Source organism: Pantoea anthophila, assembly GCF_006494375.1.
GTDB lineage: Bacteria > Pseudomonadota > Gammaproteobacteria > Enterobacterales > Enterobacteriaceae > Pantoea > Pantoea anthophila.
Genome location: NZ_VHIZ01000066.1, coordinates 141,717 through 167,188, shown reverse-complemented (window position 1 = coordinate 167,188; position 25,472 = coordinate 141,717). Strand labels below are relative to the sequence as shown.

The following is a 25,472-nucleotide window of genomic DNA, read 5'->3' as shown; positions in this document are numbered from 1 at the left end:
GCCGTATGCAGAACGCGCAGACTTTGTTCAGCAAAAACGTCAGTACCGCGATTTTAATCAGGAGGTTGAAATGAACACAGGCCAAACGCCTGCCCGGGAGTGGAACACACGCCGCAGTGAAAAAGCGCGTCGTATGGCCGCCTTCCCCCTCGATGGCAAAGTCATTCCTGTTGAACGAGCCACAGAAGCCCTCGAACACTTAATTGCCCCAGGCGACCGCGTGGTGCTGGAGGGGAATAACCAGAAACAGGCTGACTTCTTATCCCGCACCCTGGCGCAGGTGAATCCGGCAAAGATTCACGACCTGCACATGATTATGCCCAGCGTCGGCCGCAGTGAGCATCTCGATATTTTTGAAAAAGGCATTGCCCGCAAACTCGACTTCGCTTTTTCCGGTCCGCAGAGTCTGCGCATGTCGCAGCTGCTGCAGGATGGCCAGCTGGAAATCGGCGCTATCCACACCTATATCGAACTCTACTCCCGCCTTTATGTTGACCTCTGCCCGAATGTGGCGCTGATTGCCGGTTACAAAGCTGACCGCAAAGGCAACCTCTACACCGGTCCGGGCACCGAAGATACTCCGGCGCTGGTGGAAGCCGCCGCGTTCCGTGACGGTATCGTGATAGCCCAGGTCAATGAACTGGTCGATGACGAAACCGACCTGCCGCGCGTCGATATTCCCGGCTCCTGGATCGACTACATTGTCGTTGCTGACAAACCGTTCTTTATCGAACCGCTGTTTACCCGCGATCCGCGCCTGATTAAGCAGGAACATATCCTGATGGCGATGATGGCGATTAAAGGCATCTACGCCGAACACCAGGTGCAGTCACTCAACCACGGCATCGGTTTTAACACCGCCGCGATTGAGCTGCTGCTGCCCACCTACGGCGAACAGCTCGGCCTGAAAGGCAAAATATGTAAACACTGGGCGCTGAACCCTCATCCGACGCTGATCCCGGCAATTGAGAGTGGCTGGGTGGAGAGCGTGCACTGCTTCGGCGGCGAGCTGGGGATGGAAGAGTATATCCGCGCCCGTCCCGACATCTTCTTTACCGGCAGCGACGGCTCGATGCGCTCTAACCGTGCCTTCTGTCAGCTGGCCGGCCAGTACGCAGTCGACATGTTTATCGGGGCCACCCTGCAGGTGGACGGGCTGGCCAACTCCTCGACCGTGACCCGTGGCCGCCTCTCCGGCTTTGGTGGCGCGCCGAATATGGGCCACGATCCGCACGGCCGCCGTCACGCGACCCCCGCCTGGCTGAATATGATCACCGAGCCAGACCCGATGCAGCGCGGGAAAAAACTGGTGGTGCAGATGGTCGAGACCTTCCAGGCTGGCGCAAAACCCACCTTCGTTGAAACCCTTGATGCGGTTGATGTTGCCAAAACCTCGGGTATGCCGCTGGCTCCGGTGATGATCTACGGCGATGACGTGACTCATGTGCTGACCGAGGAAGGTATCGCCTATCTCTATCGCGCAGAGAGCCTGGAAGAGCGTCGCGCCATGGTCGCCGCCGTGGCGGGCATTACCGACATCGGTCTGGGTGTGGATGCGGCACGCGTCGCGGCCCTGCGTAAAAGCGGCAAAGTGGTCTATCCGGAAGATATGGGCATCCGCCGTTCCGACGCCACCCGTTCACTGCTGGCCGCGGGCAGCGTGGCTGACCTGGTCGAATGGTCCGGTGGTCTGTACAACCCGCCTGCTAAATTCCGGAGCTGGTAAATGAAACTCCTGTCACAGACTCAAGCCGAGGCGCAGGCCAGCCAGCTGGCGACGCTGGCGCGCGATTGCCTGATCGATGAAGCACGTCTGAGCCCCAAGCCGGGTCTGGTCGACAGTCGCGGAAACGGCGCGCATCAGGATCTGACGCTGGCGCTGATGGAGCGCTCCGCTCACAGCCTGGCACCGACCTTTCTGGCGCTGGCCCGTCACAGCTGGCAGCGTCCCGCCGATATCGCCCTGCGCGAAACGGTCGGGCGTCTGGGCCGCGACGGCGAGCAGCAGATGATGGCGGCCACCGGTGGCGTGAATACCCATCGGGGAGCGATCTGGGCGCTGGGCTTACTGGTAAGTGCCGCCGCCATGCATGGCGGTGCTGCCAGTGCCGACCCGCTGACCCGCACCGCCGCCGCCCTGGCCAGCCTGCCCGACCGGGCAGCGCCGAAACTGTTCAGCAAAGGGTTAAAAGCGACGCACCGCTATCGGGTGCCCGGCGCACGCGAAGAGGCGCAACAGGCGTTTCCTCACGTGATGAAGCTGGCGCTGCCGCAGCTGCTGATCAGCCGGGCGGTGGGGGCCAGCGAAAGCGAAGCCCGCCTGGATGCGCTGATGGCGATCATGACCTCGCTCAGCGATACCTGCGTGCTGTCACGGGCAGGGATGGCGGGGCTGACGGCGATGCAGCACGGGGCACAGGCCGTACTGCTGGCGGGCGGCTGCCGCACCGCAGGCGGAAAGCTGGCGCTGGCGCAGCTTGATCGCCGGATGCTGGCCCTCAACGCCTCGCCGGGCGGAGCCGCCGATTTGCTCGCGGCGACGCTGTTTATCGATCGGGTCTGTTCGCCTGAACACACATATTTTTAGAGGCCATTATGGAACACATCACATTATCTTTACCCGCTAACCGCCTGCTCAGTGGCAGAGCGCTGGCCGGGGTCGTGGGTTCCGGTGATATGGAAGTACTGTACACCGCAACCCAGGGCGACACGCTGAACGTTGATATCACCACCTCACTGGATAACAGCGACGCCCGCTGGAAGGCGCTGTTTGACCGTCTGAATTTGATCAACGGCCTGCCGGCCGGCGAACTGATTATCCACGATTTCGGTGCCACACCCGGTGTAGCACGTATCCGTCTTGAACAGGTTTTTGAAGAGGTGAGCCATGCGTAACGACGCCAGTTTTATTGAATTACGGGCGCGTGAACGCGCCCGTACGCTGCTGGATGCCGGCAGCTATCGCGAACTTCTTGACCCCTTTGAAGGCATCATGTCGCCGTGGCTCGCGCCGCAGGGCGTGGTGCCGCAGTCCGATGATGGCATGGTCGTGGCACGCGGCACGCTGAACGGTCAGCCTGCGGTGGTTATCGCCATCGAAGGCACCTTCCAGGGCGGCAGCATGGGCGAAGTCTCCGGGGCGAAAATGGCGGCGGCGCTGGAGCTGGCGGCGGAAGACAACCGCAACGGCATCCCGACGCAGGCGGTACTCTGCCTGGAAACCGGTGGCGTGCGGCTGCAGGAGGCCAACCTGGGGCTGGCAGCAATCGCCGATATTCATGCGGCGATTGTCGATCTGCGTCGCTACACCCCGGTGATCGGCATCATCAGCGGCACCGTTGGCTGCTTCGGCGGAATGTCGATTGCCGCCGCGCTGTGCAGCTACCTGATCGTGACACGGGAAGCGCGCCTGGGCCTGAACGGCCCGCAGGTCATTGAGCAGGAGGCGGGCATTGAAGAGTATGACTCGCGCGATCGGCCCTTTATCTGGAGCATGACCGGCGGCGAAATCCGCTACGCCAGTGGACTGGTGGATGCACTGGTGGATGACGGCATCAACGCCGTAAAAACCGCGATGCATGACTTCATTGCCAGAGGCGTACCGGCGCAGCACCGCAGCGACAACTATGCCGACTTCCTGTCACGTCTGACGCAGTTCGACACCCGCCAGCAGGCGGACACCGCCCAGATCAAACAGCTTTTCGCCCGGGAGGAGAAATAATGACCCAGACAAGCAGCCGCGGTGCAACCTGGCTGGAAAAACTCGCACCTCATGCACAGCGTCTCAGTGGCCTGTGCGCCTCTGTTCAGGTGGCTGACGGCCAGCTGAATGGCGAAAACGTCCGCTTCATCGCCGTGGTGCCCGATGCACAGAACCACTATCCGCGCGCCGCGCAGGGGGAAGTGGGTCTGCTGGAGGGCTGGACGCTGGCAAAAGTGGTGAATGAAACGCGGGAAGAGGATAAAAACAGCGCCGTGAAACGCCCGATTGTGGCGGTCATCGATGTGCCGAGTCAGGCCTATGGTCGCCGTGAAGAGGCATTTGGTATTCATCAGGCGCTGGCGGGCGCAGCGGGTGCTTATGCTAACGCGCGCCTGGCCGGCCATCCGGTCATCGGACTGATTGTCGGCAAGGCGATGTCCGGTGCGTTCCTGGCACACGGCTATCAGGCTAACCGCCTGATTGCGCTTAACGATCAGGGCGTGCTGGTTCACGCCATGGGCAAAGCGTCGGCGGCACGTATTACGCTGCGTTCGGTGGAGTCGCTGGAGAAACTGGCCGCCACCATCCCCCCCATGGCCTATGACGTGAGCAACTTCGCCACGCTGGGTCTGCTCTCCGATCTGCTGAACGTGGGCAATCCCGATGCGCCGTCTGACGCCGACGTGGCGATGGTGGAAATCGCGCTGCACAAGGCGATCGGCGATGCCCGTCAGGACCCGAGCCTGAAAAACCGTCTGGGTGCCTCCAACCGTCACAGCTCTTCCCTGGTGCGCGAGCGTATGCGCGCGACCTGGTAAACCGATAAAAAAATAAACCTGCCGAATCCGGTCTGACGGGGCGTGTCACAGCGCCCCGGCGCAGTGGCCGTGTTCAGAATTATAAACATCGCTGTTTTTTGGAAAATTCTTTCTTAATAACAGGTGATTTATGATTTATATAATTGTGCATGCCCTTGCGCCTATTTTTGTCATTATGCTGCTGGGTTTCTGGGCCGGTAAGTGCGGAATGGTCAATAACAAAGACGTTTCGCTGCTGAATATTTTCGTGATGGATTTTGCGCTGCCCGCCGCGCTGTTCAGCGCCACGGTGCAGACACCCTGGTCGGGGATTGTGGCGCAGTCGCCGCTGATTGTGGTCCTGACCGGGGCGATGTGGATCACCTATGCGGCGATCTATTTCCTGGCCACCGGCGTATTTAAAAAGTCGCCACAGGATGCAGCGGTGCTGACGCTGACCGTCGCCTTACCCAATTACGCGGCGCTGGGCCTGCCGATTCTGGGCAGCGTGCTGGGCGAAGGCTCATCCACCTCGCTCTCGGTCGCTGTCTCTATCGCCTGCGGTTCGGTGCTGATGACGCCCTTCTGCCTGCTGATTCTGGAGCGGGAAAAAGCGCGCAGTGCGGGTGAGAATGTGGGGTCGACGCTGACCATGCTGCCGGTGCTCATGTGGCGCTCCGTTAAAAAACCGATCGTCTGGGGTCCGCTGCTGGGCGCGGTGCTCTCTGCGCTGGGCGTCAGAATGCCGGAGCTGGTGCTTTCAGCTATTAAGCCGCTGGGCCTGGCCGCCACCGCGGCGGCGCTGTTCCTGACCGGTGTGATCCTTTCTGCCCGTCAGCTGAAACTCAACGCCGTCGTGGGCGTCGGCACGGTGGCGAAACTGCTGATTCAGCCCGTGATTGCCTGGGGTCTGGTGCTGGCGCTGGGGCTGAACGGCTCAGTGGCGATCACCGCGATCCTGATGATTGCGCTGTCGGCCGGTTTCTTTGGTGTGGTGTTCGGCAACCGCTTTGGCGTTCAGTCGCCCGATGCTGAAGCCGTGCTGCTGTTAAGTTCGGTGCTCTCTATTCTGTCGTTGCCCCTGTTCATTACGCTGACATCAGGAATGTAATATGACCGCGCCCTGCCCCCACGATCTGCTCTGGCTGCGTGACCGCAGCGCATTAGCCACGATCTCAGCGTGCTGGGTCGGGACGTTCTGGCATCCCGGCCTGCCGGTGGTGGTGCGGCGCGATCATCGCGAATCCGGCCTGATCCCGATTGGAGTGCGCGGTGAACGGCGGGAGCAGCGTGCCGCCGGATGGGTTCATCCGGACGATATTGTCCGGGTGATAACGCCGGAGAGGCTGGCCGATCGCACCCTGCTGCAGGCTTCCCCTTTCAGCGCCTTTGCCCCGGTTCGCGCGGCGATCGTGCTGAGTGAGGCGGAGTGGCCGTGGCGCTGGGGGATCACCGGCAGCACCGGTTATGCGCTGGCGACGCAGCAGCCCACGCTGCACGCTGCCAGCGATCTCGATCTGGTGATCCGCGCCCCGCAGCCTCTGGACCGGGCTGCGCTGCAACGGTGGCAGAATCAGACCGACGCGCTGGCGTGCCGAGTGGATACCCAGGTGGAAACGCCTGCCGGTGCGTTTGCCCTCAACGAGTGGCTGCGCGAGGAACAGGTGCTGCTGAAAACCGACACCGGCCCCCTGCTGACCGCTTCACCCTGGAGCAGAGAAACCTCATGAAAATACTCTTTACCTTTCCCGGCCAGGGCACCCAGCGAGCCGGCATGCTGCAGCATCTGCCTGACGGCGAGGCGCTGTTAGCCCGCGTGCGGGCGGTACTGGGCGACGAAACTGACAGGCTCGACAGCGATGACGCCCTGCAGCACACCCGCGCCGTCCAGCTCAGCCTGCTGATCAGCGGGGTCGCCTGGGCGCACGAGCTGATACGTCGCGGGGTGAAGCCGGATATTGTCAGCGGTCTGTCGATTGGCGCATTTCCGGCGGCAGTGGTGTCAGGTGCGCTCGATTTCAGCGACGCCCTGCGGCTGGTGGCATTGCGCGGCGACCTGATGGAGCAGGCTTATCCGCAGGGATATGGCCTGACGGCGATCACCGGCCTGACGCTGACGCATCTGGAAACGCTGCTGCCTGGCAGCCACACTTACATTGCCAATCTCAATGCCGAAACGCAGATAGTGATTGCCGGTCGTGATGAGGATATGGCGAGGGTGGCGCAAAAGGCGCTGGAGGCAGGTGCCAGTAAGGCGATCAGACTGGCGGTTAGCGTGCCGTCGCACTGCGCGCTGCTGGACAAACCGGCGGCAGAACTGGCGCGTGCGTTTGAATCCGTGCGCCTCTCCCGTCCCGATTGTGCTTACCTCAGCGGCTCAACCGCACGGGTGATCCACGACCCGGAGAAGATCGCGGAGGATCTGGCGTTCAATATGGCACGGACCGTGCAGTGGTATGACACCATGGTCTCGGCTAACCAGCGCGATGCCCGTCTGGCGATTGAGATGCCGCCAGGCAATGTGCTGACCGGCCTGACCCTGCAGGCGGGCTGGCAGGGCGATGCAATCAGCCTGGAACGCAACGGCGTCGATGTGGCAGGTCATCTGGCTAAACGGCTGGAACGGTAAGGTTACGGGCATACATGCGCCCTTCTGCCGCCAGGGCCAGCAGGTCATTGTCGCGTTCGCGGCGATGCGAATAGACAATCGCAACCTGCTGCCGCATCTGGTAAGGCGCTGCGAGCGTCAGCAGCTGGATATTGTTTTCATAGACTTTCCGCATCCTTCCCGGGATCAGCGCCAGGCCGACGCCCGCCTGCACCAGACTGATCATGGAGAAGATGTCATTCACCTTCGTCACCATGCGTGGTTCAAATCCCGCGATCTGAAACGCCTCCTGCGAACCGGCATAGGTGGCAAATCCCTCGGCCAGTGAGACAAAATCGCGGTCGGCATAGTCACGCAGATTGACCGGTGCGTCGCCGCTGCCCGTTTCGCCAGCCGGCGCCGCCAGACAGATCGTGTCCTCGAACAGCGGGATCACATCAAACCGGGCCTCGCTGAGTTCGCCCTCATGGGTGGCAATCAGGATCGCGTCCAGCGCATCATCCTCCAGCATATTCAGCAGCATCTGGTTAGAGCCCATGGTCAGATCCAGTTCCAGCGTCGGCCGGCGCAGTTTCATGCCCATGATCAGCCGGGGAATGGTCTCCAGGGTCAGCGAGTAGAGTGTGCCAAGCCGCAGCCGCCCTCCGCCAATACCCGCCACTTTGCGGGCCTCCTCAATGCCTTTGCCCATCAGGGCCGTGACGTCGCGACAATAGTCCAGCAGCGTCCAGGCGGCGGGCAGCGGCACCAGATTGCGCCCTTTGTGGATAAACAGCGGGCAGTCGATGCCCTCTTCCAGCGTGTGCAGCGCGCGGTGCACGCTGACGCTGCTCAGCTCCAGCGCTTCCGCCGTGCGGGCGATATTGCCTTTCGTCATAAACATCATGAAGACGCTTAGCTTCCGGAAGGTAATTTCCTGATTGATATTGTCACTCATGGGCTGCTGTTGCCTGTAAGGTCATTTTGCTTTTCCGCATAGTAGCGATTCTCCGCCAGCCTGTAATGATCTGGCTCGCAGCCGGATGATTTACTGCGGCTGAAGGCGGAATCTGCGGAGGTCAGGGAGGAGCGGAACGGGCAGAAAAAAGTGCGGCCGGTTTCCCGGCCGCAGAGCAGATGAATTGACGGCGCGCGCCTTACAGCCTTATCGGTGAAATGTTCCAGATCTCATCGGCATACTCCTGAATCGTCCGGTCAGACGAGAAGTAACCCATGCCGGCGATATTTTTCGCCGCACGGCGCTGCCACTCTTCCGGCTTACGGTAGAGCGCATCCACCTTGTCCTGGGTATCCACATAGCTGCGATAATCGGCCAGTAACTGGTAGTGGTCGCCGAAGTTCACCAGCGAATCGAACAGATTGCGGTAGCGACCCGGATCCTGCGGGCTGAAGACGCCCGACGCGATCTGCGTCAGCACCTGATGCAGCTCTTCATCGCCTTCGTAATAGTCACGCGGGTTGTAGCCTCCCTGACGCAGGGCTTCTACCTGCGGCGTGGTATTGCCGAAGATGAAGATGTTCTCTTCGCCGACGTGATCCAGCATCTCCACGTTGGCACCATCCAGCGTGCCGATCGTCAGGGCACCATTCAGGGCAAACTTCATGTTACTGGTGCCGGACGCTTCCGTTCCGGCGGTCGAGATCTGCTCAGAGAGATCGGCGGCCGGAATGATGATCTGCGCCAGACTCACGCTGTAGTTCGGGATGAAGACCACTTTCAGTTTGTTCTTCACCTGCGGATCATTGTTGATGATGTTGGCGACATCGTTGATCAGATGGATGATGTGTTTGGCAACGTAGTAGGCGGAGGCCGCTTTACCGGCAAAAATATTGACGCGCGGCACCCAGTCCGCCTGCGGATCGGCCTTGATACGGTTGTATCGGGTGATCACATGCAGCACGTTGAGCAGCTGACGCTTGTACTCGTGAATACGCTTGATCTGCACATCAAACAGCGCATTCGGGTCGAGCACCACATCCAGGTTTTTTGCCACCCACTCGGCCAGCCGGCGCTTGTTCTGATGCTTGGCAATCGCCACTTTCTCGATAAACGCCGGGTAGTCGATCTGCGCTTTCAGCTCATCCAGCTGGCTGAGATCGGTGCGCCAGTTGCGGCCAATCTCCTCATCCAGCACCTCTGACAGCGCCGGGTTAGCCAGCGCCAGCCAGCGACGCGGAGTGACGCCGTTGGTTTTGTTGCAGAAGCGGCCCGGGAACAGGCGGGAGAAGTCTGCAAACAGCGACTGCACCATCAGGTTGGAGTGCAGCTCTGAGACGCCATTCACTTTATGGCTGACCACCACCGCCAGCCAGGCCATGCGTACCCGGCGGCCGTCGTTCTCGTCGATGATCGAAATACGCGACAGCAGATCCAGATCGTCAGGATAGTGATCCTGAATCGTCTTGAGGAAGAAGTCGTTAATTTCAAAAATAATGCTGAGATGACGCGGCAGAATCTTGCCGATCATATCCACCGGCCAGGTCTCCAGCGCTTCGGTCATCAGCGTATGGTTGGTATAGGAGAAGACCTGACAGCAGACGTCAAAGGCGCTGTCCCAGCTGAATTTATGCTCGTCGATCAGCAGGCGCATCAGTTCGGGGATCGCCAGCACCGGGTGCGTGTCATTCAGGTGGATGGCGATCTTGTCCGCCAGGTTGTCCCAGGTCTGATGCATGCGCCAGTGACGATTCAGAATGTCCTGCACCGTGGCGGATACCAGGAAGTACTCCTGACGCAGACGCAACTCGCGCCCGGAATAGGTGGAGTCATCGGGATAGAGGACGCGTGAGACGTTTTCGGAGTGGTTTTTATCTTCCACCGCCGCAAAGTAGTCGCCCTGGTTGAACTTACCGAGGTTGATTTCGTTACTGGCCTGCGCGCCCCAGAGGCGCAGCGTATTGGTGGCGTCGGTGTCGAAGCCCGGGATGATCTGGTCATAGGCCATCGCCAGGATCTCTTCGGTCTCCAGCCAGCGCACTTTCGCCCCTTCGTGCTGGACGCGGCCGCCGAAACGCACCTTGTAGCGGGTGTTGAATCGCTGAAATTCCCACGGATTGCCATACTCGAGCCAGTAATCGGGCGACTCTTTCTGCTCACCTTCCACAATGTTCTGTTTGAACATGCCGTAATCGTAACGGATGCCATAGCCGCGGCCCGGCATACCCAGCGTCGCCAGCGAATCGAGGAAACAGGCCGCCAGACGGCCCAGACCGCCGTTGCCCAGGCCCGGATCGTTCTCCTCCTCCATCAGCTCGGCCAGATCCAGCCCCATTTCGTCGAGGGCCTGGTTGAGATCGTCATAGATCCCCATCGCCAGCAGCGCATTCCCCAGAGTGCGCCCCATCAGGAACTCCATCGACAGGTAGTAAACCTGCCGCACATCCTGCGACAGCTGAGCGCGGCTGGAGCGCAGCCAGCGCTCGACCATCCGATCGCGAACCGCCAGCAGTGCAGCGTTCAGCCACTCATGCTTGTTGGCAATAGAGGGGTCTTTGCCGATGGTAAACATCAGTTTGTACGCAATCGAATGCTTTAAAGCATCAACCGTCAGCGTGGGTGAAGCGTAAGTGAAAGGTGCATTCATATCCGGTTTTCCCCATCCGTTACATCAGACGCTGGTAGAGATCGCGGTAGGCCTGTGCGGCCACCTGCCAGCTGAAATCCATGCCCATCGCCTGTCGCTGAACATAACGCCACAGTGAAGGGCGAGACCACAACACAAACGCGCGGCGAATCGCCCGCAACAGCGACCAGGCGTTAGCATCTTCAAAGCTGAAGCCACTGGCAATCCCATCCGCCAGGTTTTCCAGCGAGCTGTCGTTAACCGTATCCGCCAGTCCGCCGGTGCGGCGCACCAGCGGCAGCGTGCCATATTTCAGGCCATACAGCTGCGTCAGGCCGCAGGGCTCAAAGCGGCTCGGCACCACGATCACATCGGCACCACCGACGATGCGGTGTGAAAACGCCTCGTGATAGCCAATCTGCACACCCACGCTGCCCGGATGCTCTGCTGCCGCGGCCAGGAAGCCCTGCTGCAGTTCGGCATCGCCCTGTCCCAGCAGCACCAGCTGACCGCCCTGCGCCAGCAGGCCCGGGAGCGCCTCCAGCACCAGGTCCAGGCCTTTCTGTTTGGTCAGGCGGCTGATCACGCAGAACACCGGCGCTTTGTCATCAACCTTCAGCCCCATCGCCACCTGCAGCTGCCGTTTGTTTTCCGCTTTGGCTTCCAGCGTGTCGCGGTTGTAGCGCGCGCTGAGCAGCAGGTCGTGGGCCGGGTCCCAGATGGTCGGGTCGACACCGTTGAGGATCCCGCTCAGCCGCCCTTCCCGCATCCGCTGCGCCAGCAGCGTTTCCATGCCGTAACCAAACTCCGCAGAGGTAATCTCATGGGCGTAGGTCGGGCTGACCGCCGTCACGTGATCGGCGTAGAAGAGTCCCGCCTTCAGGAAGGAGATCTGCCCGTAAAACTCCAGCCCATGCATGTTAAAGAACGACCACGGCAGGCCAATCTGATCCATGTGGTGCGCCGAGAACAGTCCCTGATAGGCCAGGTTGTGCACGGTAAACACCGATTTGGCCGGCCGGCCGCGCGCTTCCAGATAGGCGCAGGTAAGGCCTGCGTGCCAGTCATGGGCATGGACGATATCGGGACGCCACATCGAATCCATACCGCACGCCAGTTCGCAACCGACCCAGCCCAGCAGCGCGAAGCGCAGGTAGTTATCGACATAGGCAAACTGCGACTCGTCATGATAAGGGCTACCGGGACGGTCGTAGAGGTCAGGGGCATCGATCAGATAGATGCCCACACCGTTAAATTCACCATATAACAGACGTATATGACCGGCAAATGTCTCTCGCTCTGTCACCATCTGGAGATCAGGTATGCCTTTGCGCAATGCAGGAAACGCCGGCAGCAGCACCCGCGTGTCTGTGCCGCCCGCAATCTGCGCCTGAGGTAATGCCCCGACTACATCAGCCAGTCCGCCCGTTTTAAGCAGCGGGAAAAGTTCTGAACAGACATGTAAAACCTGCATCCTCGACCTCATTAAGTTATCCGGCACGCTCCGCGTGCCGATTGCGTAAGTTCCGCTTATCGCTTACAGCCCCGCTTTGGCCAGCCTGGCCAGCATGGCGCGGGTGACCAGTACGATCCCTTCATCCGAACGGTGAAACCGGCGACTGTCTTCATCCGGATTTTCACCAATCACCATGCCTTCCGGTAACTCACAGGCGCGATCAATCACGCAGCGGCGCAGACGACACGAGCGACCCACCACCACATCCGGCAGCAGAACGGTTGAATCAATATTGCAAAACGAGTTAACCCGAACCCGGGGGAACAGCACCGAGTTGACCACGACCGAACCGGAGATAATGCAGCCGCCCGACACCAGCGAGTTCATCGTCATCCCGTGACTGCCGGAACGATCCTGAACAAATTTCGCGGGGGGCAGCGGCTCCATGTGGGTACGGATAGGCCAGGTGACGTCATACATATCCAGCTCAGGCATCACCGAGGCCAGATCGAGATTGGCGCGCCAGTAAGCTTCCAGCGTCCCGACGTCGCGCCAGTAAGGCGGCGCGTTGTCATCGTTCTGGACGCAGGAGAGCGCAAAGGAGTGCGCATAGCCTTCGCCGCTTGCCACCACTTTCGGCAGGATATCTTTGCCGAAGTCGTGGTTAGAGCCTGGCGTCTGCAGATCCGCTTCCAGCAGTTCATAGAGATAATCCGCGTTGAAGACGTAGATCCCCATGCTGGCGAGCGACTGCGTGTCATCACCTGGCATGGTGGGCGGTTTCGCGGGTTTCTCCACGAAGTCGATCACCATGTTCTCCTCATTCACCGCCATCACGCCAAACGCCGTGGCTTCATGCACCGGTACCGGTAAACAGGCGATGGTACATTTCGCCTCGTTCACCACGTGGTCCAGCAGCATGCGTGAATAATCCATCTTATAAATGTGGTCCCCGGCAAGGATCACGATGTACTGCGCCTGATAGCGGCGAATCACATCAAGGTTCTGCGTAACGGCATCGGCCGTGCCGCGATACCACTGTTCGGTCGAAAAGCGCTGCTGCGCTGGCAGCAAATCGACAAACTCATTCATCTCTTCATTGAAGATCGACCAGCCACGCTGGATATGCTGAGTCAGGGTATGGGACTGATACTGCGTAATGACGCCAATCCGCCGGATACCGGAGTTGACGCAGTTGGAGAGGGCAAAGTCGATAATGCGGAACTTGCCGCCGAAATGCACCGCCGGTTTGGCACGTTTGGCCGTTAAATCGACCAGCCGCGTGCCGCGTCCGCCGGCGAGGATCAGAGCAACCGTCTGTGTAGGGAGCTGGCGGGCCAGCATCAGGTGTTCTGTTCTATCTAACTTAACCATGTCTGACTCCTTATGATTGCTTTTGGAACACGCACACACCGTGTGCGGGACCATGCCAGACAGTTAGCAGGATGGGGTTGTCGTCCCCGGCGAAAGGAGGAAGGGCACGCCATTCTCCGTCTGGTAACACGATGTCATTCACCGTATCCGTGGCGTTTATTGTTATTAACCAGCGGCCAGACAGCAGGATCTGCAATCTGTGCAGCCCCTGTGCCCATTCATCGTGCTGCAGTGGCTGGCCACCGGCATTGAGCCACTGCACATTGCCATCACCCTCCTGCCACCAGCGATCCGCGGTCAGCGCCGGTATGCGCTGGCGCAGACGAATCAGTGCGGCGGTGAATCCGACCAATCCCTTCTCATCCGCCTGCCAGTCAAGCCAGCTGAGGGCATTGTCCTGACAGTAAGCATTATTATTGCCGCGCTGCGTGTGGCCACGCTCATCGCCCGCCAGCAGCATCGGCGTGCCCTGTGACAGCAGCAGCGTGGTGAGCAGTGCCCGCACGCTACGGCGGCGACGTTCCGTGACGTCAAAACTGACGTTCAGCCCCTCTTTGCCGTGATTGTGGCTGTAGTTATCGCCGTGACCGTCGCGGTTATCTTCCCCGTTGGCTTCGTTGTGTTTGCGTTCGAAGCTCACCACATCCCACAGCGTAAAGCCGTCATGCGCGGTGATCAGGTTAACCGTGGCGTGGGGCAGACGGTCATCGTGCTGGTAGAGATCGCTGGAGGCGGCAAAGCGACGGACAAACTCGCCGTTGCTGAGTGCGCCATGCAGCCAGTAGCGACGCGCGGTGTCGCGAAACTGATCGTTCCATTCGGCAAAGGGTGGCGGAAAACGGCCAACCTGATAGCCGTCAGGGCCGATATCCCAGGGTTCCGCAATCAGCTTGACCTGAGAGAGTAGCGGACAGGCGCGTATTGCATCGAAAAAAGGGGCATCACGCCGGTAATCGGGTGTGCGGCCCAGCACCGGCGCAAGGTCAAAGCGGAAGCCATCAACGTGACAGACCCGCACCCAGTAGCGCAGCGCCTCTAAGGTCCACGCCATCACCTGCGGATGGTGGATATTCAGCGTGTTGCCGCAGCCGGTCCAGTTCTGATAGCCGCCCTGCTCATTCAGCCAGTAGTAGCTGGCGTTGTCGATGCCGCGCATCGAGATCGTCGGGCCGATCTCATCCAGTTCGGCGGTGTGGTTGAAGACCACATCCAGCAGCACTTCGATACCGGCGGCGTGCAGGTTTTTTACCGCCTGCTGAAACTCCTGCAGCGGCGTGACGCCTGGCTGACCAGAGGCGTAACGCGGATCGACCGCCCAGAGCGCAAAGGGGTTGTAGCCCCAGTAGTTACTCAGGCCGAGCTGGAGCAGGCGCGGCTCGCTGGCAAAATGGGCCACCGGCAGCAGTTCCAGCGCCGTAATGCCCAGATCGCGCAGGTAGTTCACCATAACAGGATGACCCAGCGCCGCGTAAGTCCCGCGCAGCGTTTCCGGAATTTCCGGATGCTGCTTCGTCAGCCCGCGAACGTGCGCTTCGTAAATCACCGTGTTACCCCACGGCGTGCGCGGGGCGACATCGTCCTGCCAGTCGAAATCTTCCGCCACCACCCGTGACTTCGGCGCGATGGCCGCGTTGTCATGCGGATCGGGCTGCGCCTCGCCGCCCTGAAACAGCGGGTCATCCGGGACGTCACCCTCAACCGCGCGGGCGCAGGGATCGACCAGCAGCTTCGCCGGATTAAAGCGGTGTCCCTGCTGCGGCGCCCAGGGGCCATGCACCCGGTAGCCGTAACGCTGCCCCGGCTTCAGCGCCGGAACATAACCATGCCAGATATCCCCGCTGCGGCCAGGCAGATCAAGACGCTGTTCACGCCCCTCGTCATCAAACAGGCAGAGCTCGACGCGCCCGGCATGCTGAGAAAACAGGGTGAAATTGACGCCTTTACCATCGTAACTGGCACCCAGCGGTTCGGGATCCCCGGCAGTAATGGTCATTCCCCCTCCCGCACCAGCCATACCGTTGCCAGCGGTGGCAGATTGAGGCTCAGCGACTGTGGTCGTCCGTGACTCTCCTGCTCATCGGTATGCACCCGGTGATTACGCACATCACTGCCGTGATACTCATGCTGGTCGGTGTTCAGCACTTCGCGCCAGGTGCCAGGCTGATTGACCCCAAAGCGGTAGCCCGGACGCGGCACCGGCGTAAAGTTACTGACGACGATGATTTCGTTACCTTCGCGATCACGACGTACAAAGGCGAAGACCGAATGTTCCGCATCGTTGACCACCAGCCACTCAAAACCTGCCGGATCGAAGTCGAGCTGATGCAGCGGCGTGTAGTACTGATAGGTGTGGTTGAGATCGCGCACCAGACGCTGCACGCCGTGATGCCAGTTATCGCCGCCTTCCAGCAGATGCCAGTCCAGGCTGACATCGTGGTTCCACTCGCGGCCCTGAGCAAACTCGTTGCCCATAAACAGCAGTTTCTTGCCGGGGAAGCCCCACATCCAGCCGTAATAGGCGCGCAGATTGGCGAACTTCTGCCAGGCATCGCCCGGCATGCGGTCGAGAATGGAGCGCTTGCCGTGCACCACTTCGTCGTGCGACAGCGGCAGCACAAAGTTTTCGGTGTAGTTGTACATCATGCCGAAGCTCATCAGGTTGTGATGATGCTTGCGGTAGATAGGATCGACCTGCATGTAGTCGAGCGTGTCGTGCATCCAGCCCAAGTTCCATTTGAACCAGAAGCCCAGCCCGCCGCCCTCGGTCGGACGCGTTACGCCCGGGTAGTCCGTCGACTCTTCCGCCATCGTGACCGCGCCGGACGCCACGGTACCGAGCGTGCGGTTGGTGTGTTGCAGGAACTCAATCGCCTCAAGGTTCTCGCGGCCACCATACTGATTCGGCACCCACTGCCCTTCAACGCGGCTGTAGTCGCGGTAGATCATGGAGGCGACGGCATCCACGCGCAGGCCATCGATGCCAAAGCGTTCTGTCCAGTAGAGCGCATTGCCCGACAGGTAGTTACTCACTTCCCGGCGGCCAAAGTTGTAGATCAGGGTGTTCCAGTCCTGATGGTAGCCTTCTCGCGGGTCGCTGTGCTCATAGAGCTCGGTGCCGTCAAAGCGCGCCAGCCCGAAGTCATCGTTGGGGAAGTGACCCGGTACCCAGTCGAGCAGGACGTTGAGGCCGGCAGCATGGGCGCTGTCGATAAAGGCGCGGAAGTCGTCACGGGTTCCGAAACGGCGAGTCGGTGCATACATGCCCAGCGGCTGATAGCCCCAGCTGCCGTCAAACGGATGTTCGTTAATCGGCAGCAGTTCGATATGGGTAAAGCCCATCTCTTTGACGTAGGGCACCAGCTGTTCAGCCAGCTCTTTGTAGCTCAGCCAGAAATTGTTGTCGGTATGACGACGCCAGGAGCCCAGATGCACTTCATAGATGGAGATCGGCGCATCGAAACCGTTGGCGGCCTTGCGCTCCGCTTTCATCTCAACGGGCGCAGGCAGGCCGCAGATCATCGACGCGCTCTCCGGGCGCATCTGCGCTTCGAAGGCGTAAGGGTCCGCTTTGATACGCAGATCACCATTGGCGTCGATGATTTCATATTTGTAGAGCTGACCGTTGACCGCACCCGGCACAAACAGCTCCCAGATGCCCAGCTCCTGGCGCAGACGCATCGGGTGACGGCGGCCATCCCAGAAATTGAAATCGCCGACGACGGAAACACGACGGGCGTTGGGCGCCCAGACGCAGAAGCGGGTGCCGGTCACGCCATCAATCACGTCACCATGCGCGCCCAGGGTTTCGTACGGACGCAGGTGGGTGCCTTCCGCCAGCAGCCACAGATCCATCTCCTGCAGCAGCGGGCCAAAGCGATAGGCATCGTCGACCAGGTTTTGCTGGCCGTGCCAGTTCACCGCCAGCTGATAGCGGAACGGATTTTTGCGGCGGGGGATCACGCCGCTGAAGAAGCCGCGTGCGTCTTCACACGCCAGTTGAGCCAGCTTGCGCCCGGTAGAGGTCTCAATGACCCACACCTCAAGCGCTTCGGGGAGCAACGCCCTGACTTCAAGGCCTTGTGGCGTTCGGTGCATCCCTAGTAACGAAAAAGGATCGGCATAATTACCCGCAAACAGGGCATTGATCGCCTCGCGATCGGGAAGCTCTGACATGACTTTCTTCCTGTGATAACTGGCAGCCGAGATGCTCGCGACACGGCCTGTCGCGCGTCATCTGCGCTGCTCTTCATTGAGCCATACGTACGACGGCAAAAAAGTGTCAGGCCATTCCATGGAAAAAGTGTTTTGCCGTGTACCACAACCATTTAATCCGGAAAGCAAAAGCGAAACCTGTGGCACATCATGGTTAAATCATAGCTTGGTCGCAGCAGTTGCCATGGCTGAAAGCAAAATATTCTTTGCCGGCCGCCAAAAAGGGGAAGCTGATCACTGAGTAAGCGAACCGGCAGGTTGTTTCACGTACTGCAAAGCAAAAAAAAGGCCGGATAAATCCGGCCTTTGGCGATATTTTTCTTAGTCGATTAACAACCGCAGCATGCGACGCAGCGGTTCGGCTGCGCCCCATAACAGCTGGTCGCCTACCGTGAAGGCGGAGAGATACTCCGGCCCCATATTCAGTTTGCGCAGACGGCCAACCGGCGTGGTCAGCGTACCGGTCACGGCCGCGGGGGTCAGTTCACGCATCGTCAGCTCGCGGTCATTCGGCACCACCTTGACCCACTCGTTATGAGAGGCCAGCAGCTGTTCAATTTCAGACAGCGGCAGATCGCGTTTCAGCTTCAGGGTAAACGCCTGACTGTGGCAGCGCAGTGCACCCACACGCACGCACAAGCCATCAACCGGAATGACGTTGCGGGTCGCGAGGATCTTGTTGGTCTCCGCCTGGCCTTTCCACTCTTCGCGGCTCTGGCCATTCTCCAGCTGTTTGTCGATCCACGGAATCAGACTGCCTGCCAGCGGCACGCCGAAGTTATCGGTCGGCAGGGTGCCGGAACGGGTGAAGTCGGTCACGCTGCGCTCGATGTCGAGAATTGCTGAGGCCGGATTCTGCAGCGCAGGCGCAACGTGGTCGTGCAGCATGCCCATCTGGGTCAGCAGTTCACGCATGTGGCGCGCGCCGCCGCCTGACGCCGCCTGATAGGTGGCGACAGAAGCCCACTCCACCAGGTCCTGCGCGAACAGGCCGCCCAGCGACATCAGCATCAGGCTGACGGTGCAGTTACCGCCAACGAAGGTTTTGATACCCTGGTCGATGCCCTGACGGATCACCGCGTGGTTGACCGGATCGAGGATGATGATGGCATCGTCCTGCATGCGCAGCGTCGAGGCCGCATCGATCCAGTAGCCCTGCCAGCCGCTGGCGCGCAGCTTAGGATAGACATCGCTGGTGTAGTCGCCGCCCTGACAGGTGATAATGATGTCCAGCGCACGCAGCGCCTCAAGATCAAAGGCATCCTGCAGTGCGCCCTGCTGCTTGCCCGCAAACGACGGAGCCGCCTGACCATGCTGCGACGTCGAGAAGAAGACCGGATTGATTGCATCAAAATCGCGCTCTTCGCTCATGCGGGACATCAGCACGGAGCCGACCATACCGCGCCAACCAACAAAACCTACATTCTTCATGTCGTGTCCGTCTCAGGCAGATTTCACCTGCTTTCATTTCAGTGGAGAGAGCGGCGTGCTATGTTCACGCCGCTCTGCGTAATAATAGGATTTACCTCTGTCTGCTCACTCTACAAAATGCAGGCCTGGTGGCAAGTGAATTAATTCGATTACGCTAACTTTTTCAGCAGCGTAACTAATAACTCCGCTTTCTGGCGGACGGGATGGCGTTAAACCAATGACTGAAATGATTTCGGCGACAATATTATTGTTGTTAATTATGGATCCGCTGGGCAATCTGCCGATTTTTATGTCGGTTTTAAAGCATCTGGAGCCGAAACGGCGGCGGGTAGTGCTGATCCGCGAAATGCTGATCGCCCTGATTATCATGCTGCTGTTTCTGTTTACCGGCGAGCGCATTCTGGCCTTTTTAAATCTGCGCACCGAGACGGTGTCGATTTCCGGCGGCGTCATTCTGTTTCTTATCGCCATCAAGATGATTTTCCCGTCGGCCGAGAGCAGCAGCTCTGGTTTACCGGCAGGGGAAGAGCCGTTCCTGGTGCCGCTGGCGATTCCGCTGGTCGCCGGGCCGTCGCTGCTGGCGACGCTGATGCTGCTGTCGCATCAGTATCCACATCAGATGTCCCACCTGGTAGGTGCGCTGTTGATCGCCTGGGGCGTGACGGTCGGCATTCTGCTGATGTCAGGTCTGTTCCTGCGTCTGCTGGGTGATAAAGGGGTCAACGCGCTGGAGCGTCTGATGGGATTGATACTGATTATGCTGGCGACCCAGATGTTCCTGGACGGCATCCGCGCGTATCTGAAGTTGTAAGCGCACCGTTATCCTTTTACCCCGACAGGCCGACCATGCAGCCTGTTCAGGCAGCGATTCCGGTCGGTCGTTATGGCCATTCAGATGCCCGTTTTGTGGTGTCTGAGGGCGATAAAGGTGACGCGATCGCCACCAGAAAGTACGATGCAAAAAGTAAACAGGGGTGAGGGTGCCCGGAAAAAGCTGCCGCAGCGGATGCAGCATCAAAAACCCGGAGGGAGATACCATGAGGTTGTTATTACAGTTTTTTTTCGGCGCGCTCTATCTGATAACGGGTTACGTCTCTTTTCAGGCTGTCCTGCACTATGCCAGCTGCGGCCATTCAGGGGTGATCACAGGGATGCGCAGTTATCTGGTTGCCCCGCTACTCTGCGCGCTGTTCTGGCTGCTGTTTTATCTGGTCGCCTGGTGGAGCTTCAGGAAAATTGCCTTGCTGTCCGTGGCTAAAGAAACCGCCTTTCAGTCGCTATTCTTTCTGGCAAATAACGTTTGCTTAGCTGGCCTGACCTTATTCTCTGTCCCGGGCAGGAAAGCGGCGTTAAATACTGTGCAGTTGATGAAGATTGACGTCACTGATTTTGCCTGGATTTACCTGGCTTCCGCCGCCATCACGCTGGTTGTTTTTGCTCTGATAAGAAGAAGATGGGCATGAATCCGGTTTAATCCCGCTGCTGCTGTTTATTTTGCCGGTTTTTTCCTGCGCGGTGAGGAGAATAAATGACGCTGGCTATTCACGCGGCGTCATTCTCCTTCTGCTGGTGGCGCCTTATCTGCTGTTCCCGTTTTTACTCTTCCCCTGCTCGCGGGAAAAAACCTGACGGGCAGAGAGCCCGTCAGGCTGGTCAGGAAAGCAGTGCGAAAGCAATCATACCGACGATAGCCCCGGTCGTGCCGAGAATCGTCTCCATCAGCGTCCATGTTTTCAGCGTTTCCGCTTCGCTGGCCCCGGTAAAGCGGCCAAACAGCCAGAAACCGGCATCGTTCACATGACTGATGATGATGGAGCCGCCGCCGATACAGATCGACAGCGCCGCCAGCTGCGCGCCGCTGTAGTGCAGCGGTTCAATCACCGGCATGATCAGCCCGACCGTGGTCAGACAGGCAACCGTTGCCGACCCCTGAATGACCCGTACCGCACCTGACAGGATAAAGCAGGCCAGCGCAATCGGCAGGCCAGCGCCGGTCAGCGCGTTGCCCAGCACCGGACCCACACCGGAGTCCACCAGCACCTGCTTGAACACGCCGCCCGCGCCAATCACCAGCAGGATAATCCCCGCCGGTTGCAGCGCGCTGCCGCACACCTGCATCACCCGCTCTTTATCCATGCCCTGACGATAAGCCAGACCATAAATCGCCACCAGCAGCGCCAGCAGGATCGCGGTGAAAGGATGGCCGATAAATTCCAGCCACGCATACAGCGAGGTCCCTTCGGTGGTGAAGCGGGCGCCAATGGTTTTCAGGCCGACCAGCACCAGCGGAAACAGGATCAGAGAGAGGCTGAAGCCAAATGAGGGCAGCTGGTTCTCATCGACATCCGGCTGATGATCTTCCGGCGGGGCGCTGAAGGAGACGTGCTTCGCAATGAAATTGCCAAACAGCGGCCCGGCAATCAGCATCCCGGGTATCGCCGCACACAGCCCCAGCAGGATCATCCAGCCAAAGTCAGCGTGCATCTGTGAAGCCAGCAGCATCGGAGCCGGTCCCGGCAGCAGAAACGCGGCAGCAGCAGCCACCCCGGCAAAGAGCGGGATAACCAGCTTCACCAGATTGCCCCCGGTTCGCCGCGCCACGGCAAAAGCGATGCTGATCAACAGCACGACAGCCACCTCAAAGAAGAGCGGTAGCGCGCAGATCAGACCGGCAATCCCCATGGCGTAGTGGGCGCGGCTCTGACCAAAGGTTTTCAGCATCCGGATAGCAATCTGGTCCACGGCCCCGGTTTCATGCAGGATTTTGCCGAACATCGCGCCCAGCGCCACCACGATAGCGAGGAAGCCGAGCGTGCCGCCCATCCCCTTCTGCATGGTGTCCGCAATCTTATCCAGAGGCATGCCGGAGAACAGTCCGGCACCGATTGACACTAACATGAGTGCGACAAAGGCGTGCATACGCGCCTTCATCACCAGAAAAAGCAGCAGCAGGACGGAGCCTGCTGCGGTCAAAACGAGTGTTGCGGTATTCATCTCTAACCCTGGCTGATAGCGTCCCGGATAGTCGCAACCGTAGCCGCCACAACCTCATCCAGTGAATGCGTAATATCCACTTCCAGTACATCCGGCTCGTCGCTGCCTGGCGCTTCCAGCGTTGCAAACTGCGTCACCAGCATCTGCGGCTTGAAGAAGTGCCCTTTGCGCGCTTTCAGGCGGGCTTCAATGGTGTCGAAGTCCCCTTTCAGGTAGATGAAACGCAGGTTGTCATTTCCCTGACGCAGAATGTCGCGATAACGCTTCTTCAGGGCCGAACAGACAATGATGGAGATCGCCTGGGTGCGCTGCATGGCAAAAGCGGCATCGTTCAGGGCCTGTAACCACGGCTGACGATCGTTGTCATCCAGCGGGTGACCATCGGCCATCTTCAGAATGTTGGAACGGGGGTGGAGAAAATCGCCGTCAAGAAAGGCTGTATTCAGCTGGTGAGAGACCTGATTGGCGACGGCAGACTTTCCGCTGCCTGAAACGCCCATCAGGATAAAAACGTGATGCGACGGGGATTGCGTTGTCATTTTTCTGCTCCGGCAGGTGAGAATTTGCCAATGTTACCGATAACAATGTCGTTTCTCATTCTCCTGGCCGCTTAACAGCGTGGCAACCTTTTTACCCGGAAAAGCCTCAAAGTGTGAGCTGACTCATAAAAACGCCACAATCAGATGCTGCCGCCTTCACTGATCGCAAAACCGGTGTCGAGCATGCGCGTTTCGCGGCTTTCCCCGGCGATGCGCGCCAGCAGCAGCGCTGCGGCTTCGCGCCCGATGCGATCACGCGGCGTCAGTACCGTAGCCAGCTGAGGCGTCACCACCTGACTGATATCGTGACCATGGAAACCGGCAATCGCCATCTGATCGGGCACCCGCAATCCCTGGCGCTGGCACTCAAACATCGCGCCGACCGCCAGGTCGTCGTTGGTACAGAAGAGGCTGTCGGTTTCAGGATAGAGACGCTGCGCCTCACGCAGCAGATCGCCACCGGCACTGAATGAAGAGGCATCTTCCATCATGACGCTGCGCGGCGTTAGCCCGGCTTCGCGCATCGCGATTTCGTAACCACGCTGTTTCTGCAGGGTACGCTCATCCAGGCGTGCGCCAAGATAAACGGTGTGACGATGTCCTTTGCCGAGGATCGCCTGAGTCATCTGCCGGGCCGCTTCGACGTTATCAAAGCCGACCGCCATATCCAGGCAGGGCGTAACGCTGTCCATCATCTCGATGACCGGGATGCCCGCCACTTCCAGCATGCGCAGCGTGCCCGGGGTATGGGTGCGTTCGGTGAGGATCACCCCATCAATATTCCAGCCCAGCAGCGAGCGCAGTTGCAGCTCCTCTTTCTGTGGGTTGTAACCAAAGTGGGCGACGAGCGTCTGGTAGTTCGCTTCATCCGTGACGGCTTCAATGCCGCGCAGAACGTCAGCAAAGACCTGGTTGGTCAGTGACGGCAGCAGCACGCCAATCGCACGGCTGGTGGCGTTCGAGAGCATATCGGGGGCGCGATTAGGGATATAACCCAGCTCATCCAGTGCCACCGCGATCTTATCCCGCAGGGCAACAGAAACCTGCTCAGGATTGCGCAGGTAGCGGCTGACGGTCATCTTGGTAATGCCGACGCGATCGGCAACGTCCTGTAATACCGGTCTTTTCTTCTTCATCGTAGCGCCTGGGATCGCCCTGAAAGCTAAAGTACGATGAGTCTATCACTTTTCTGTCACAAAATTGCCAGCGGGGCGCACCGGGGTGCGCCCGTCAGTTTTCTCAGACCGGTGGCAGATCAAACAGCAGAACTTCTGCGGCCGTGCTGGCCTCCAGCGTAAGCGCGCTTTCATCCCAGATGGCAAGGGCATCGCTGGTGGTCACCGCGTTACCGTTTACGCTCACATTGCCTTTGACGACCTGGATCCAGATGCGACGACCGGGTTCAATCGCCACGTTATCCTGTTCACCGGCACCCAGTACCCAGCGCGACAGAGTCATGTCCTGATAGACTTTCAGCGACCCTTCACGGGCGTCCGGGCTGAGCACCAGCTGACGTCCCTGCACATCCGGGAAGCGGCGCTGATCGTAGCGCGGCTCAATGCCGGTACGCTCAGGAATGATCCAGATCTGATAGAGGTGCAACGGTTCGCTTTCGCTGGCGTTGTACTCCGAGTGACGCACGCCAGTACCGGCGCTCATGATCTGAAACTCCCCTGCCGGGATCTGCTCTTTGTTACCCATGCTGTCCTGATGCTCAACCGTACCGGAGAGCACGTAGGTCAGGATTTCCATATCTTTATGCGGGTGAGTACCAAACCCCTGACCGCCGTCGATCACGTCTTCATTAATTACCCGCAGCGCGGAGAAGCCCATGAAGTTCGCGTCGTAATAGTTGGCGAATGAGAAGGTGTGCCAGCTATCGAGCCAGCCGTGGTTTGCGTGACCGCGTTCTTCAGCTTTGCGTACATAAATCATTTTCAGATCTCCTCAATGTTTTTTCATAGTCTGTGCCTGAGACGGTCTGATTGATAGCTGAAAAACTTCACTCCTCTGTTCAAAATAGTTGAACAAGGGTTGCGCAGTGGCTGAAAAAGGCTGAAGGAGAGCGGGCAAAAAAAAAGCCAGCGCCCTGGCTGGCTAAATAATACTGGAAGCAATGTGAGCAATGTCGTGCTTTCTCAGGCTGTCGGGCGACCTCCCGGGAACGCATGACAATAATAATCATTATCATTCGCGTCTGTAAAGCGGTTTTCGCACTTTTTCACTTGATTAACGGATTGAATACCTTGATGTTTAAAAGGTTTTTAACGGCGAAAGGAGCGACCATGAGTGAAATCGTTGTCCGGCACGTTATACCCGAAGATGCCGCTGCACTGCACCGGATTTACAGCCAGCCCGATACCCAGGCCGGCACCCTCCACCTGCCCCATTCATCCCTGCAGGGGTGGCATACGCGCCTCGCCACGCCTCCGCCCCATTCATACCTGCTGGCTGCCTGCATTGATGATGAGGTTGTCGGGCAAAGCGCGTTAAAGGTGGAAGAGCGTCCCAGACGCCGTCACGCCGCTTCACTGGGAATGGGGGTGGATGCGCGTTACCGGCAGCGTGGCGTCGGCAGCGCACTGATGCGTGAAATGGTCGCCATGTGCGATAACTGGCTTCAGGTGAGCCGAATGGAGCTGACGGTGTTCGTCGACAACGCGCCGGCCATCGCCCTTTATCAGCGATTTGGTTTTGAGATTGAGGGAACGGCGCGCGGGTTCGCTATACGGGACGGTGAACTCATTGATACGTACTATATGGCGCGGATTAAACCCTGACCTGTAATGATGAAA

At 59.3% G+C, this 25,472-nt stretch carries 24 protein-coding genes; 13 read left to right on the top strand and 11 right to left on the bottom strand.

The window, feature by feature from the left end:
• Positions 1–70 precede the first annotated feature (70 nt).
• The 8 genes from mdcA (at position 71) to mdcH (ending at position 7,129) form a co-directional block, all read left to right on the top strand.
• Positions 71–1,726, top strand: a complete 1,656-nt coding sequence (mdcA, locus tag FJW00_RS21885; RefSeq protein WP_140925643.1) for a malonate decarboxylase subunit alpha — start codon at positions 71–73, stop codon at positions 1,724–1,726.
• Positions 1,727–2,587, top strand: coding sequence for a triphosphoribosyl-dephospho-CoA synthase (locus FJW00_RS21880; protein WP_140925642.1), 861 nt, complete (start codon positions 1,727–1,729; stop codon positions 2,585–2,587).
• 8 nt (positions 2,588–2,595) lie between these two features.
• A complete protein-coding gene (mdcC, locus tag FJW00_RS21875) occupies positions 2,596–2,895 on the top strand; it encodes a malonate decarboxylase acyl carrier protein (protein WP_009087734.1) in 300 nt (99 codons plus the stop codon).
• On the top strand, positions 2,888–3,721 hold the full coding sequence (locus FJW00_RS21870) for a biotin-independent malonate decarboxylase subunit beta (RefSeq protein WP_058956977.1): 834 nt from the start codon (positions 2,888–2,890) through the stop codon (positions 3,719–3,721). Before mdcC ends, FJW00_RS21870 begins: the two co-directional genes overlap by 8 nt.
• Complete coding sequence (mdcE, locus tag FJW00_RS21865; protein WP_009087737.1) at positions 3,721–4,521, top strand: biotin-independent malonate decarboxylase subunit gamma; 801 nt, start codon at positions 3,721–3,723, stop codon at positions 4,519–4,521. The genes FJW00_RS21870 and mdcE overlap by 1 nt, the downstream gene beginning before the upstream one ends.
• A 130-nt stretch (positions 4,522–4,651) precedes the next feature.
• Complete coding sequence (locus tag FJW00_RS21860) at positions 4,652–5,611, top strand: AEC family transporter (protein ID WP_140925641.1); 960 nt, start codon at positions 4,652–4,654, stop codon at positions 5,609–5,611.
• A gap of 1 nt (position 5,612) precedes the next feature.
• Entirely contained in the window at positions 5,613–6,230 is a 618-nt protein-coding gene (locus FJW00_RS21855; protein ID WP_140925640.1) for a malonate decarboxylase holo-ACP synthase, read from the top strand.
• Complete coding sequence (gene mdcH / locus FJW00_RS21850; RefSeq protein ID WP_140925639.1) at positions 6,227–7,129, top strand: malonate decarboxylase subunit epsilon; 903 nt, start codon at positions 6,227–6,229, stop codon at positions 7,127–7,129. The genes FJW00_RS21855 and mdcH overlap by 4 nt, the downstream gene beginning before the upstream one ends.
• On the opposite strand, the gene FJW00_RS21845 is transcribed toward mdcH, so the two are convergent.
• The 6 genes from FJW00_RS21845 to glgB form a co-directional block, all read right to left on the bottom strand.
• Complete coding sequence (locus FJW00_RS21845) at positions 7,110–8,045, bottom strand: LysR family transcriptional regulator (RefSeq protein ID WP_140925638.1); 936 nt, start codon at positions 8,043–8,045, stop codon at positions 7,110–7,112. The two genes, mdcH and FJW00_RS21845, sit on opposite strands and share 20 nt — an antisense overlap.
• Positions 8,046–8,244: 199 nt before the next feature.
• On the bottom strand, positions 8,245–10,692 hold the full coding sequence (glgP, locus tag FJW00_RS21840; protein WP_009087747.1) for a glycogen phosphorylase: 2,448 nt from the start codon (positions 10,690–10,692) through the stop codon (positions 8,245–8,247).
• A gap of 19 nt (positions 10,693–10,711) precedes the next feature.
• Positions 10,712–12,145: a glycogen synthase GlgA gene (gene glgA / locus FJW00_RS21835; protein WP_009087749.1), complete on the bottom strand. Its 1,434-nt coding sequence runs from the start codon at positions 12,143–12,145 to the stop codon at positions 10,712–10,714.
• A 63-nt stretch (positions 12,146–12,208) separates the two neighbouring features.
• A complete protein-coding gene (gene glgC / locus FJW00_RS21830; RefSeq protein ID WP_009087751.1) occupies positions 12,209–13,501 on the bottom strand; it encodes a glucose-1-phosphate adenylyltransferase in 1,293 nt (430 codons plus the stop codon).
• Positions 13,502–13,511: 10 nt separating this feature from the next.
• Positions 13,512–15,494, bottom strand: coding sequence for a glycogen debranching protein GlgX (gene glgX / locus FJW00_RS21825; protein WP_140925637.1), 1,983 nt, complete (start codon positions 15,492–15,494; stop codon positions 13,512–13,514).
• The gene (gene glgB, locus FJW00_RS21820; RefSeq protein ID WP_009087753.1) at positions 15,491–17,674 is read right to left on the bottom strand and encodes a 1,4-alpha-glucan branching enzyme; all 2,184 of its coding nucleotides are present in this window, start codon (positions 17,672–17,674) and stop codon (positions 15,491–15,493) included. Before glgB ends, glgX begins: the two co-directional genes overlap by 4 nt.
• Positions 17,675–17,792: 118 nt before the next feature.
• Between glgB and FJW00_RS22410 the strand changes: the two genes are divergently transcribed.
• Positions 17,793–17,954: a hypothetical protein gene (locus tag FJW00_RS22410; protein WP_158000247.1), complete on the top strand. Its 162-nt coding sequence runs from the start codon at positions 17,793–17,795 to the stop codon at positions 17,952–17,954.
• Positions 17,955–18,034: 80 nt separating this feature from the next.
• Here the strand turns inward: FJW00_RS22410 and asd are convergent, their stop codons facing one another.
• Positions 18,035–19,144, bottom strand: a complete 1,110-nt coding sequence (gene asd, locus FJW00_RS21815; protein ID WP_009087755.1) for an aspartate-semialdehyde dehydrogenase — start codon at positions 19,142–19,144, stop codon at positions 18,035–18,037.
• Positions 19,145–19,361: 217 nt separating this feature from the next.
• On the opposite strand from asd, the gene FJW00_RS21810 reads away from it, so the two are divergent.
• From FJW00_RS21810 to FJW00_RS21805, 3 genes are read left to right on the top strand one after another with little or no spacing between them, the layout of a single operon-like run.
• Positions 19,362–19,955 carry a YhgN family NAAT transporter gene (locus FJW00_RS21810; protein WP_009087757.1) on the top strand — a complete coding sequence of 198 codons (594 nt, stop codon included), beginning with the start codon at positions 19,362–19,364 and terminating at the stop codon, positions 19,953–19,955.
• Positions 19,956–19,990: 35 nt separating this feature from the next.
• Positions 19,991–20,122 carry a hypothetical protein gene (locus FJW00_RS22650; protein ID WP_258317062.1) on the top strand — a complete coding sequence of 44 codons (132 nt, stop codon included), beginning with the start codon at positions 19,991–19,993 and terminating at the stop codon, positions 20,120–20,122.
• A gap of 59 nt (positions 20,123–20,181) precedes the next feature.
• On the top strand, positions 20,182–20,607 hold the full coding sequence (locus FJW00_RS21805) for a hypothetical protein (RefSeq protein ID WP_140925636.1): 426 nt from the start codon (positions 20,182–20,184) through the stop codon (positions 20,605–20,607).
• Positions 20,608–20,797: 190 nt separating this feature from the next.
• Here FJW00_RS21805 and gntU read toward each other — a convergent pair whose 3' ends face one another.
• The 4 genes from gntU to FJW00_RS21780 form a co-directional block, all read right to left on the bottom strand.
• The gene (gntU, locus tag FJW00_RS21795; protein WP_058956969.1) at positions 20,798–22,138 is read right to left on the bottom strand and encodes a gluconate transporter; all 1,341 of its coding nucleotides are present in this window, start codon (positions 22,136–22,138) and stop codon (positions 20,798–20,800) included.
• A gap of 2 nt (positions 22,139–22,140) precedes the next feature.
• Positions 22,141–22,677, bottom strand: a complete 537-nt coding sequence (gene gntK, locus FJW00_RS21790; RefSeq protein WP_140925635.1) for a gluconokinase — start codon at positions 22,675–22,677, stop codon at positions 22,141–22,143.
• A 140-nt stretch (positions 22,678–22,817) separates the two neighbouring features.
• Positions 22,818–23,813, bottom strand: coding sequence for a gluconate operon transcriptional repressor GntR (gntR, locus tag FJW00_RS21785; protein ID WP_009087763.1), 996 nt, complete (start codon positions 23,811–23,813; stop codon positions 22,818–22,820).
• A 103-nt stretch (positions 23,814–23,916) separates the two neighbouring features.
• Positions 23,917–24,612 carry a pirin family protein gene (locus tag FJW00_RS21780; protein ID WP_009087765.1) on the bottom strand — a complete coding sequence of 232 codons (696 nt, stop codon included), beginning with the start codon at positions 24,610–24,612 and terminating at the stop codon, positions 23,917–23,919.
• A 350-nt stretch (positions 24,613–24,962) separates the two neighbouring features.
• Here FJW00_RS21780 and FJW00_RS21775 point away from each other — a divergent pair, with 350 nt between their 5' ends.
• Positions 24,963–25,457, top strand: coding sequence for a GNAT family N-acetyltransferase (locus FJW00_RS21775; RefSeq protein ID WP_111207904.1), 495 nt, complete (start codon positions 24,963–24,965; stop codon positions 25,455–25,457).
• Positions 25,458–25,472 lie beyond the last annotated feature (15 nt).

What these genes read in the sequence shown, in the direction of transcription:
- FJW00_RS21775 (WP_111207904.1), top strand. Translation starts at nt 24,963, where the DNA reads ATGAGTGAAATCGTTGTCCGGCACGTTATACCCGAAGATGCCGCTGCA.
- mdcH (WP_140925639.1), top strand. Translation starts at nt 6,227, where the DNA reads ATGAAAATACTCTTTACCTTTCCCGGCCAGGGCACCCAGCGAGCCGGC.
- gntU (WP_058956969.1), bottom strand. Translation starts at nt 22,138, where the DNA reads ATGAATACCGCAACACTCGTTTTGACCGCAGCAGGCTCCGTCCTGCTG.
- FJW00_RS21810 (WP_009087757.1), top strand. Translation starts at nt 19,362, where the DNA reads ATGACTGAAATGATTTCGGCGACAATATTATTGTTGTTAATTATGGAT.
- FJW00_RS21855 (WP_140925640.1), top strand. Translation starts at nt 5,613, where the DNA reads ATGACCGCGCCCTGCCCCCACGATCTGCTCTGGCTGCGTGACCGCAGC.
- FJW00_RS21805 (WP_140925636.1), top strand. Translation starts at nt 20,182, where the DNA reads ATGAGGTTGTTATTACAGTTTTTTTTCGGCGCGCTCTATCTGATAACG.
- FJW00_RS22410 (WP_158000247.1), top strand. Translation starts at nt 17,793, where the DNA reads ATGGAAAAAGTGTTTTGCCGTGTACCACAACCATTTAATCCGGAAAGC.
- glgX (WP_140925637.1), bottom strand. Translation starts at nt 15,494, where the DNA reads ATGACCATTACTGCCGGGGATCCCGAACCGCTGGGTGCCAGTTACGAT.
- FJW00_RS21880 (WP_140925642.1), top strand. Translation starts at nt 1,727, where the DNA reads ATGAAACTCCTGTCACAGACTCAAGCCGAGGCGCAGGCCAGCCAGCTG.
- FJW00_RS21780 (WP_009087765.1), bottom strand. Translation starts at nt 24,612, where the DNA reads ATGATTTATGTACGCAAAGCTGAAGAACGCGGTCACGCAAACCACGGC.
- gntR (WP_009087763.1), bottom strand. Translation starts at nt 23,813, where the DNA reads ATGAAGAAGAAAAGACCGGTATTACAGGACGTTGCCGATCGCGTCGGC.
- asd (WP_009087755.1), bottom strand. Translation starts at nt 19,144, where the DNA reads ATGAAGAATGTAGGTTTTGTTGGTTGGCGCGGTATGGTCGGCTCCGTG.
- FJW00_RS21860 (WP_140925641.1), top strand. Translation starts at nt 4,652, where the DNA reads ATGATTTATATAATTGTGCATGCCCTTGCGCCTATTTTTGTCATTATG.
- FJW00_RS21845 (WP_140925638.1), bottom strand. Translation starts at nt 8,045, where the DNA reads ATGAGTGACAATATCAATCAGGAAATTACCTTCCGGAAGCTAAGCGTC.
- FJW00_RS21870 (WP_058956977.1), top strand. Translation starts at nt 2,888, where the DNA reads ATGCGTAACGACGCCAGTTTTATTGAATTACGGGCGCGTGAACGCGCC.
- FJW00_RS22650 (WP_258317062.1), top strand. Translation starts at nt 19,991, where the DNA reads ATGCAGCCTGTTCAGGCAGCGATTCCGGTCGGTCGTTATGGCCATTCA.
- glgB (WP_009087753.1), bottom strand. Translation starts at nt 17,674, where the DNA reads ATGTCAGAGCTTCCCGATCGCGAGGCGATCAATGCCCTGTTTGCGGGT.
- glgC (WP_009087751.1), bottom strand. Translation starts at nt 13,501, where the DNA reads ATGGTTAAGTTAGATAGAACAGAACACCTGATGCTGGCCCGCCAGCTC.
- gntK (WP_140925635.1), bottom strand. Translation starts at nt 22,677, where the DNA reads ATGACAACGCAATCCCCGTCGCATCACGTTTTTATCCTGATGGGCGTT.
- glgA (WP_009087749.1), bottom strand. Translation starts at nt 12,145, where the DNA reads ATGCAGGTTTTACATGTCTGTTCAGAACTTTTCCCGCTGCTTAAAACG.
- glgP (WP_009087747.1), bottom strand. Translation starts at nt 10,692, where the DNA reads ATGAATGCACCTTTCACTTACGCTTCACCCACGCTGACGGTTGATGCT.
- mdcE (WP_009087737.1), top strand. Translation starts at nt 3,721, where the DNA reads ATGACCCAGACAAGCAGCCGCGGTGCAACCTGGCTGGAAAAACTCGCA.
- mdcC (WP_009087734.1), top strand. Translation starts at nt 2,596, where the DNA reads ATGGAACACATCACATTATCTTTACCCGCTAACCGCCTGCTCAGTGGC.
- mdcA (WP_140925643.1), top strand. Translation starts at nt 71, where the DNA reads ATGAACACAGGCCAAACGCCTGCCCGGGAGTGGAACACACGCCGCAGT.